The organism is Corallococcus aberystwythensis (genome assembly GCF_003612165.1).
Taxonomy (GTDB): domain Bacteria; phylum Myxococcota; class Myxococcia; order Myxococcales; family Myxococcaceae; genus Corallococcus; species Corallococcus aberystwythensis.
In genome coordinates this window covers 39,855-50,109 of record NZ_RAWK01000026.1, presented here as the reverse complement: position 1 = coordinate 50,109, position 10,255 = coordinate 39,855, and the positions used below count along the sequence as shown (strand labels likewise).

The 10,255-nt window shown below is 72.4% G+C and carries 5 protein-coding genes; all 5 read left to right on the top strand.

The window, feature by feature from the left end:
- Positions 1-3,281, top strand: a 3,281-nt coding sequence (locus D7W81_RS06385; RefSeq protein ID WP_120554429.1) for a non-ribosomal peptide synthetase, incomplete at its 5' end; no start/stop codon positions are given.
- Positions 3,278-4,993, top strand: a complete 1,716-nt coding sequence (locus D7W81_RS06380) for a thioester reductase domain-containing protein (RefSeq protein ID WP_120554428.1) — start codon at positions 3,278-3,280, stop codon at positions 4,991-4,993. The genes D7W81_RS06385 and D7W81_RS06380, both read left to right, overlap by 4 nt.
- On the top strand, positions 4,980-6,794 hold the full coding sequence (locus tag D7W81_RS06375; protein WP_120554427.1) for a fatty acyl-AMP ligase: 1,815 nt from the start codon (positions 4,980-4,982) through the stop codon (positions 6,792-6,794). The genes D7W81_RS06380 and D7W81_RS06375 overlap by 14 nt, the downstream gene beginning before the upstream one ends.
- Positions 6,791-8,512, top strand: coding sequence for an acyl-CoA dehydrogenase family protein (locus D7W81_RS06370; RefSeq protein ID WP_120554426.1), 1,722 nt, complete (start codon positions 6,791-6,793; stop codon positions 8,510-8,512). Before D7W81_RS06375 ends, D7W81_RS06370 begins: the two co-directional genes overlap by 4 nt.
- Complete coding sequence (locus D7W81_RS06365; protein ID WP_120554425.1) at positions 8,509-10,239, top strand: acyl-CoA dehydrogenase family protein; 1,731 nt, start codon at positions 8,509-8,511, stop codon at positions 10,237-10,239. The genes D7W81_RS06370 and D7W81_RS06365 overlap by 4 nt, the downstream gene beginning before the upstream one ends.
- Positions 10,240-10,255 lie beyond the last annotated feature (16 nt).

Below are 10,255 nucleotides of genomic sequence, written 5' to 3'. Positions count from 1 at the left end.
TCATGGGCCCGCTGCCGGGGGGCGCGGCGCCCGCCCCCCGGCAGCGGGCCCATGAAGTCCCCCTCTCACCCCAGCTGGCGGAGCGGCTGCGGCTGCGCGCGGTGGAGGAGGCCCTCCCGCTCAAGTCGCTGCTGGCGACGGCGCACGTGGCGGTGCTGCATCGCGTGTGCGGCGTGGACGAGGTCGTCACCGGCGTGGTGTCCAACGGCCGCCTGGAAGAGGAAGGCGGCGACGAGGCCATCGGCGTGTTCCTCAACACGCTCCCGCTGCGCGTCGACACGCGCACGGCCACCCTGCGCGACGCGGCCCACGCCGTCTTCGCCCACGAGCGCGAGTCCTCGCCGCACCGCCGCTACCCGTACATGCGGATGCAGCGGGACCTGGGGGACGCGCTGTCCCTGGACAGTTACGTCAACTTCATGGACTTCCGGCGCCAGTGGAAGGTCACCGGCCCCACGGGCGCGCTCATCCTGGACGGCGTGGGCGTAGCGGAGACGAACTACCCGCTCGCCGTGAACTTCCTCTACGACCCGGTGCAGGGCGGGCTGCGGCTGTGGCTGGACTGCGACGAGTCCCTCCTGGACGCCGACCTCTGCGCGCGGCTCACCGGCTACTACCAGCGCGCGCTGGAGGCCGTCGCGGACACGCCCGGAGCGGGCTTCGCGGACGTGACGCTCGTGGACGCGGCGGAGCGCGCACGCGTGGCTCGCTGGAACGACACCGCGGTGACGTATGACCGCGACCTCACCGTCCACGCGCTCATCGAGCACCAGGCCCGCGTGGAGGGTCAGCGCGTCGCGCTCGTGCACCGTGGGCAGAGCGTGCGGTACGCGCAGCTGGATGCTCGCGCAAACCAGCTGGCCTCGCTCCTGAAGGACCGGGGCGTGCGCCGTGGGGGCCGCGTGGGCGTGAGCCTGCCGCGCGGGCCGGAGCTCGTCATTGCCCTGCTCGCGGTGATGAAGGCGGGCGCCGCGTACGTGCCGCTGGACCCCGGCTATCCGCAGAACCGCCTGGAGTTCATCGCGTCCGACGCGGACCTGGATGCGCTCGTCAGCCTGAGCACCGGCCCCGCCGGACTGCCCGCGCGCGCGGTGGTGCACCTGGACACGGCCGACGTGGCCTCGCGCTCCACTGCGCCGGTGCGGGTGGGCACGGACGGCCACGACACGGCCTACGTGCTCTACACCTCCGGCTCCACGGGCCGGCCCAAGGGCACCGGGGTGCGCCACCACAACGTGGTGAACTTCTTCCTGGGCATGGACGCGCGCATCGGCTGCGGGCCCGAGGACGCGGTGCTCGCGCTCACCAGCGTGTCCTTCGACATCTCCGTGCTGGAGCTGCTCTGGCCGCTCACCCACGGCGCGCGCGTGGTCATCGCCAACGAGGGGCTCATCAACAACCTGGTCCGTGCTCCCGGCGCGGACGGCCCCGAAGGCGATGACGCCTTCGCCGAGCTGTGCCGCCGCCATGGCGTCACGCTCACCCAGAGCACCCCGTCCTTCCTCGCCGCCGTGGCCGCCGAGCCCGCGGCGCTGGCCGCGCTGGAGGGCGCGCGCGCCGTGCTCGTCGGTGGCGAAATCCTTCCCGCGGGGCTCGTGGATCGCGTGTGTTCGCGGCTTCCCCGGGTGCGGCTGTTCAACATGTACGGCCCCACGGAGACGACCGTGTGGTCCACCGTGCATGAGGTGGACGCGGTGAAGGATCCGCGCCAGGGCGTCATCCCCATTGGCCAGCCCATCGCGAACACGGACGTGCTGGTGCTGGATGCCGCGCGCGAGCCCTCGCCCATTGGCGTGGCGGGAGAGCTGTGGATTGGCGGCGAGGGCGTCAGCCTGGGCTACCACCGCCGCCCGGAGCTGACGGCGGAGCGCTTCGTGCCGCACCCCTCGCGTCCGGGGCGCATGTACCGCACCGGAGACCGCGCACGCTGGCGGGCGGACGGCGTGCTGGAGTTCCTGGGCCGCGTGGACCGGCAGGTGAAGATCCGCGGCCACCGCATCGAGCCCGACGAGGTGGAGGGCGTGCTGTCGCGCCATCCCCAGGTGGCGTCCGTCGCCGTGGTGGCGGCGGCTCGCGCCAACGGCGGCGCGGAGCTGATCGCCTTCGTGTCACCGGGCCCGGGCCTGCTGGACAAGGGCGCGGAGGAAGCGCACGTCCAGCGCTGGGGCGAGGTCTGGGAGAACGCGTACACCGACCCGGAGACGGGCGCGCGCGGACAGGACCTGGACCGGGACTTCTCCGGCTGGCTCAGCAGCTACACGGGGGAGCCCATCCCCCCGGCGCAGATGCGCGAGTGGCTGGGCCACACCGTGGAGCGCGTCCGCGCGCTGCATCCGCGCACGCTGGTGGACGTGGGCGTGGGCGTGGGCCTGGTGCTGCGTCACCTGGCGCCCCACGTGGAGCGGTACCTGGGCCTGGACGTATCCGCGGCCGCGCTGCGCACCGCGGCCGCGTCGCTGGGCAGCGGCCCCCTGCCCTCGCACGTCACGCTGATCCATGGCGACGCGGGCCACCTGTCCACGCTGTCGACGGACGCGGGCCACACCGTGGTCATCAACTCCGTCATCCAATACTTCCCGGGCACGGAGTACCTCACGCGCGTGCTGGACGAAGCGGCGCGCGTGTCCGGTGCCAAGGGCGCGGTCTTCGTCGGTGACGTCCGGGACCTGGATCTGCTGGAGGCCTTCCACGCCTCCGTGCAGCTGCACAAGGCCCCCGCGTTGATGCCCGCGCGCGACCTGGCGTCAGCGGTGGCGCGGCAGGTCGCCGCTGAACGGGAGCTGTGCCTGTCCCCGTCCTTCTTCCGCGAGCACGCGGCCCGGCTCCACCGGCCGGTGCGGCTGGAGCTCAAGCGCGGCCACGCCGTCAACGAGCTCACCTGCTTCCGCTACGACGTGACGCTGGGCCACGGCGTCCAGGCCCCCGTGCCCGCCAATGCCTCCGTGGCCTGGGACACGCTGCCCGGTGACGGGGACCGGAGCGAAGGGCTCGCGCGGCTGCTCCAGGCGCGCAAGGGACCCTTCCGCGTCACCGGCATTCCCAACCGGCGGCTCGTCAAGCCGCTGCAACTCGTGCGGCTGTTGCACGCGGCCACTCCGGCCCAGACCGCCTGGGACGTGGAGCGAGCGCTCTGGGACGCCGATGAGACGCGGGCCGTGGAGCCGGAGGCAGTGGTGGCCCTGGCGGACCGTCATGGCCTGACGGTGCGCCTGGAGGTGCCCACCTCCGCGAGCACGGGAACGTTCGACGCGGTGTTCGAGCTGAAGGAGCAGACGCGATGAGTGACACCCCTTCCCGCGCGGCGAACGCGCCGCTCCAGTCCACGTCCGTGGCCAGCCTGCGCGCGTCCCTGGGGACCTTCGCCCGGGAGCACCTGCCCGAGGCGATGGTGCCCACGCGCTTCGTCATCCTGGACACGCTGCCCAAGCTGCCCAACGGCAAGGTGGACCGAAGCCGCCTGCCTCTGGCCGACGCCTCCGAGTCCACCACCGCCGCCGCGTACGTGGCGCCGGGGACGCCCGACGAGGCCCGCATCGCGCTGCTCTGGCAGGAGGTGCTGGGCACGGCGCGCGTCGGCGTCACGGACAGCTTCTTCGACCTGGGCGGTGATTCCGTGGGCGCCGCGCAGATGGCCGCGCGGGTGAAGGAGGCGTTCGGCGTCGCCCCCAACATGCGCCGCTTCTTCGAACACCCCACCGTCTCCGAATTGGCGCGGATGATCGGCGCGAAGTCCGGAGGCGCGTCCTCGAGCGGCCCCGCTTCGCGCAGCCTGTCCCCGGACGACCTGCTCACCGAGGCGACGCTCCCGGACGACATCCGCATTGCCCCGGATGCCTTGCCAGCAGTGACCGCGCCCTACCGCACCGTGCTGCTCACCGGAGGCACCGGCTACACCGGCGCGTACCTGGTGCGCGAGCTGCTCGACCGCTCCGACGCGCGCCTCTTCGTGCTGGCTCGCGCGCGTGATGCGGCTGGGGCGCTGGAGCGCGTGCGCGACAACCTGCGCGGCTACGGGCTGTGGCGCGACGCCGACGCGGCCCGCCTCATCGGCGTGGCGGGTGACCTGGGACGGCCCTACTTCGGACTGTCGCGCGCGGACTACCTGACGCTGGCCCACGAGGCGGAGGTCATCATCCACAACGGCGCGCACTCCAGCTACGCGCTGCCCTATCAGCGCCTCAAGCCCGTCAACGTACTGGGCACCCTGGAGGTGCTTCGGCTGGCGTGCCGTGCGCGCGTGAAGCCCGTGCACTTCGTGTCGTCGCTGGCCGTCTTCCCCGGCCACCCGGGGCCGCAGAACTTCATGGAGGTGGAGCTCACGGACCCGACCCACGTCATGGGGGGCTACCGGCAGACGAAGTGGGTGGGCGACAAGCTGGTGTCGCTCGCCGGCCACCGGGGGCTGCCGGTGTGCATCTACCGGCCGGGCCTCATCACCGGCTCGCAGGATACAGGCGCCTGCTCCACCGACACCTTCCTCAACGAGACGATGAAGGGCTGCATCCAGCTGGGCGCGGCGCTGGACTTCAACGTCCTGCTGGAGATGGTCCCGGTGGACTTCTGCGCGCGTGTCGTCGCGCACGTCGCGCTGGGCGGCAAGCACGCGGGCTCCGTGTTCAACCTGCCCGGAGGCCGCACGGTGCGCTGGACCGAGCTGGTCCAGATGCTGGAGACCCTGGGCTATCCGCTGCGGCGCGTGCCCTACCGCGAGTGGTACCGCGAGCTGACGGCGGCGGTGGAGCGCGGCGAGGACAACGCGCTCACCCGCTTCCACCCGCTCTTCACCGAGGACACCCCGTCAGAAGACGTGGGCTACCCGGACAGCCTGCCCCGCTTCGACACCACGCAGCTGCACGCGGCCCTGGCGGGTTCAGGCATCGCGTGCCGCGAGGTGGACCTCGCCTTCCTGCGCCTCTACCTCGACTACTTCGTCTCCATTGGCTACCTGCCTCCGCCGCGCGCGGAGAGGAGCGGTTCCCATGCCCGCGTTTGAGCACGCCCCCCACATCACCGCGCTGTTGCGCGAATACGCGAGCACCCGCCCTGACCAGGAGGCGGTAAGCCTGGTGCGCGACCTGGACCGCGCGGACGGCACCACCACGCTCACCTACCAGCGGCTGGACGCGGAGGCCCGGCGCATCGCCGTCTGGCTCCAGGAGCGCTTCGCCCCGGGCGAGCGCGTGCTGATGCTCTACCCGGTGGGCGTGGACTTCGTGGCGGCCTTCTTCGGCTGCCTCTACGCCGGGATGATCACCGTGCCCGCGCCGCTGCCCGGCCAGTACCCGCACCAGCGGCGCCGGGTCCGCGCCATTGCCCGGGACGCGGGCGTACGCGCCATCTTCACCGACAGCACCCACGCCGCGGCCGTGACGGAGTGGGCCAGCGCGGAAGGCCTGGACGGGGTGACGGTCCTGGCCACGGACACGCAGGGCGAGGGCGATCCGGAGACCTGGCGGATGCCGCCCACGTCCCGCGACACGCTGCTCCTCCTGCAATACACGTCCGGATCCACGGGTGATCCGAAGGGAGTGATGGTCTCCCACCAGAACCTGCTGCACAACGTGGCCAGCTTCCAGCGCGCGCTCGGGTTCACGGACCGCACCCGCTTCGGTGGATGGATCCCGCTGTACCACGACATGGGTCTGATGGCGCAGCTGCTGCCCGCGCTGTTCCTGGGAAGCAGCTGCGTGTTGATGACGCCCAACGCCTTCGTCATGCGGCCGCACCTGTGGCTGCGGATGATCGACAAGCACGACATCGGGTACTCGGCGGCGCCGAACTTCGCGTTCGAGCTGTGCCGCCGCCGTGTGAGCGACGCGCAGCTGGCGGGGTTGGACCTGTCCCGGTGGGAGTTCGCGGCCAACGGCTCGGAGCCGGTCCAGGCCTCCACGCTGCGGGCCTTCGCGCAGCGCTTCGCCGCAGCGGGCTTCAGCGAGTCCGCCCTCTGCCCCTGCTACGGCATGGCGGAGGCCACGGTGTTCGTCTCCGGCCGCGCCCACCGTCCGCCCGTCGTGCGCCGCGTGGTGGCGGAGGCGCTGGAGCAGCACGAGTACCGCCTGGCCACCGAAGGCCAGCAGGCCCGCGAGCTGGTGAGCTGCGGCGTGCCGGAGGGCTACGACGTGCGCGTGGTGGACCCCGCGACGCGCGCGACGCTGCGGCCGGGCATGGTGGGAGAGCTGTGGCTGCGCGGTGACAGCGTGTCGCGCGGCTACTGGAACAACCCGCGCGCCACGGCCGCGAACTTCGACGCGACCACCGCCGAGGGCGAGCAGGGCTTCCTGCGCACCGGCGACCTGGGGCTGGTGCTCGACGGAGAGGTCTACGTCACTGGCCGCATCAAGGAGATGCTCATCACCCACGGCCGCAACCTCTACCCGCAGGACATCGAGCACGAGGTCCGGGCACAGCACCCGGAGCTGGCCACGCGCTTCGGCGCGGTGTTCACGGTGTCGCCGCCGGACGAGGAGGAGGCGGTCATCGTCACCCACGAGGTGAAGGGCCGCTTCGACACGGAGGGTTACCGCCAGCTCGTCGCGCGCATCAAGGTCACCGTGTCGCGCGAGTTCGGCATCCGCGTGGGCGGCGTGGTGCTGCTCAAGCCCGGCTCCGTGCAGCGCACCACCAGCGGGAAGATCCAGCGCGCCGCCATGCGCACGCTGTTCCTGGCGAACGCGCTCCCCGTGCTGCACGAAGAACTGGACGCCCAGGTGCTCCAGGCACGCCAGGCCCAACCCCAGGTGCTTCCGCCCTCGCTGGCCGGCGCGACGCAAGGGGGAGAGGACTTCCCGGGATGACCGCGACGACGTCACCCGCGGTGGCGCTCGACGCGCGGCTGCGGCAACTGGACATGGGGGATGGCCCGTTCGCGCCCGCGAAGGTCGCGGAGCTGGACCGCAAGGAAGCCTTCCCCACCGACGCCTGCAGTGCCCTGGACGACTTCGGCCTGGGGGCGCACTACGTGCCCGTGAAGCACGGCGGACGGCTCGAGCGCTTCCCGGACCTCGTGGCGCTCTGGCGCACGGTGGCACGCAGGGACCTGACCGCGGCCATCGGCCATGGAAAGACCTTCCTGGGCGGAGCGTGCACCTGGGTGGAGGGCAACGCGAAGCAGGCCGCCGCCCTGGGTGAGGAAATCCAGCAGGGAGCGCGCGTGTCCTGGGGCCTGACGGAGCGCCACCACGGCAGCGACCTGCTGGCCGGTGAGCTGTCCGCGACGCGCACCTCCGAAGGCTGGCGGCTCGACGGGGAGAAGTGGCTCATCAACAACGCCACCCGGGGCCACCTGGTGAGCGTGCTCGCGCGCACCGAGCCCGCGGGCGGTCCCCGCGGCTTCAGCGTGTTCCTGGTGGACAAGCGCACCCTGCCACCTGGCGCCTTCCACTGCCTGCCCAAGGAGCGCACCCACGGCATCCGGGGCGCGGACATCAGCGGCATCGCCTTCACCGGCGCGGACGTGCCGGACAGCGCGCTGGTGGGACGTCAGGGCGGCGGCATCGAGCTGGTGCTCAAGGCCCTCCAGCTGACCCGCACCGTCGCGGTGGCCATGTCCCTGGGCGCTGGGGACCATGCGCTGCGCCTGACGGTGGACTTCGCGAAGGCGCACCAGCTCTATGAGCGCCGGCTGGTGGACCTGCCCCGGGCGCGCCGCCCGCTGGGCCAGGCCGCCACGCAGCTGCTGCTCGCGGAGGCCGTGACGTGCGTGGGCAGCCGCTCCCTGCACGCACTCACGAACGAAGCGAGCCTCACCTCCGCGCTCACCAAGGCGTTCGTCCCCTCGGCCATCAACGACATGATCGCCCAGCTGGCGGACCTGATGGGCGCGCGCTCGTTCCTCTCCGACGTGTACGCGCACGGCATGTTCCAGAAGCTGGAGCGTGACCACCGCATCATCGCCATCTTCGACGGCAGCACCCTGGTCAACCGCAACGCGGTCATCAACCAGTTCCCCGTGCTGGTCCGGGCGTGGCGGCAGGAGCGCCGCGACGCGGAGGGGCTCGCGACGGCGACCACGCTCACCGCCCCGCTCCCCGAAGCCGACCTGTCCCGGCTGGCGCTCATCTCCCTGGGCGGGTGCAGTGTCGTGCAGGGCCTGCCCGCCGCGCTCCAGCGGCTCCAGGCCCTGGAGGAAGGCGGCGGCGTTCCGAAGCACGTCGCCGTCCTCGCGCGCGCCCTGGGCACCGCGACCGCCGCCGTCCACGAGCGCATGGCCGCGCATCCGCCCTCCCCGCGCGACGTGCCTCCGGAGGCGTTCCACCTGGCCGAACACTACGAGGCCTGCTTCGCGGGCGCGGCGTGCCTGCACCTCTGGCTGAACCATCAGGCCCGGGCCACCGGCCCGCTCTGGAGTGACGCGCTCTGGCTGGAGGCGTGTCTGGTGAACGTGCTGTCGCGTCTGGGCGTGGAGACCGCACCGGACGCGGCGGACGTCTTCGACCGGCTGGCCGCGACCGTGGTGGACGCGCCCGGACTCGTGTCCCTGCTGGACGACGTGCGGACGGAAGGCGCGCCATGATGAATCCCCACTCCGAGGAGACGCTGGAGCAGCACCTGGGCGACCCGTGGGATGACACCCAGCCGGTGGGCTTCTCCCAGGTCCTCGCCGCGGACGAGCGTGGGGAGCTGCTGGACGCCGGAGAGCGGCTGCTGGACACCTTCGGCCTGAGCGCGGAGTTCGTGCCCACGTCGGAGGGCGGCCGGCTGGCCGGGTTGGACCGGCTGATCCGCCTCATGCGAGCGGTGTTCCGCCGCGACCCGTGCCTGGGCCTGGGCTACGGCGCCAGCTCGCTCATCGCCGCGGTCAACGTGTGGACAGCGGGCACGCCGGATCAGCGCCGCACCGTAGCGGACCTGCTCCTGCGCAAGCGCAAGCTCGCGTGCGGCTACTACGAACTGGCGCACGGCAACGACCTGGCGCGCGCGGAGTTCGAAGCGCTGCCCTCCAGCGACGGCCTGCGCCTGAACGGCACGAAGCAGGTCATCTCCAACATCCACCGCGCGGACGCGGTGGTCCTCTTCGCGCGCACCCAGCCGGGCACCGGCAGCCGCAACCATTCGCAGGTGCTGGTGGACCTGACGCGGCTTCCCCGCGAGCGCGTGACGCACCTGCCCCGCTTCCGCACCGTGGGCATGCGCGGCGTGCCGCTGGGCGGCGTGACGTTCCAGGACTGCCCCGTGCCCACGGAGGCCATCCTCGGCGCGTCCGGGCAGGGGCTGGAGACGGCGATCAAGTCCTTCCAGGTGACGCGCGTCGCGCTGCCCGGGATGTTCCTGGGCATCGTCGACACGGGCCTGCGCACGACGATCCGCACGTCGCTGGGCCGCACGGTGTATGGCCGCGCCGTCACCGACCTGCCCCAGACGCGCTCGGTGCTCGCGGACACCTTCGCGGATCTGCTGCTGTGTGATGCCTTCACCACCGTGGCCGCGCGGGGCGTGCACCTGCTGCCGCGCGAGGCCAGCGTCACCACCGCCGCGGTGAAGTTCCTGGTGCCTCGCGTGTTGATGGACGCCATGGGCCGGCTGTCCACGGTGCTGGGGGCCCGCTTCTACCTGCGCGAGGGCGACGCCGCCGTCTTCCAGAAGCTGATGCGCGACCTGCAACCCGCGGGCTTCGGCCACCTGGCCCGCGTCGCCGGACAGATGACGCTGCTGCCCCAGCTTCCGCTGCTCGCGCGGCGCGGTTGGGCAAAGCCCACGCCCGCCCCCGCGGAGCTGTTCCGTCTGGACGCGCCGCTGCCCGCCCTGCCCTTCGAGTCGCTGGCCCTCAGCGGCGGCGGACAGGATGGGCTCATGGGCTCGCTGCGGGACGGGCTGGAGTCCCTGGGCGACGCGTCCTCCGGGCCGCTGCGCGAGGTCCGTCAGCGCATGGAGGCCTTCGCGTCGGAGCTGGAGTCCCTGCGCGTCGCCGCCGCGGCGCTCCCTCCCCGTGAGCTGACCGCCACCGCCAGCCCCGAGTCCTACGACCTGACGACGCGCGCCATCACGCTGCAGGCCGCGAGCGCCTGCTTCAACGTGTGGCGCCAGCAGGCCGGAGCCCCCTTCCTGGGAGATCCGGCGTGGCTCCTGGCCGCGCTTCACCGCCTGGACGTCTGGCGCGGCCGGGCCCAGGGCCCGCTCCCGGAAGCCATCCGCACCCGCCTCTTCACCGAGCTGATGGCGCGCCACGAGGACGTGCGCGCCTTCGACCTGAGCCGTTCTCCCCTGACGGGCTGGCGTTCATCTCCAGCCCCTGATGCCTGAATTGAAAGGAACCCTT

Excerpts from the sequence above, each read along its gene's own strand:
- D7W81_RS06380 (WP_120554428.1), top strand. The coding sequence starts at position 3,278 with ATGAGTGACACCCCTTCCCGCGCGGCGAACGCGCCGCTCCAGTCCACG.
- D7W81_RS06375 (WP_120554427.1), top strand. The coding sequence starts at position 4,980 with ATGCCCGCGTTTGAGCACGCCCCCCACATCACCGCGCTGTTGCGCGAA.
- D7W81_RS06370 (WP_120554426.1), top strand. The coding sequence starts at position 6,791 with ATGACCGCGACGACGTCACCCGCGGTGGCGCTCGACGCGCGGCTGCGG.
- D7W81_RS06365 (WP_120554425.1), top strand. The coding sequence starts at position 8,509 with ATGATGAATCCCCACTCCGAGGAGACGCTGGAGCAGCACCTGGGCGAC.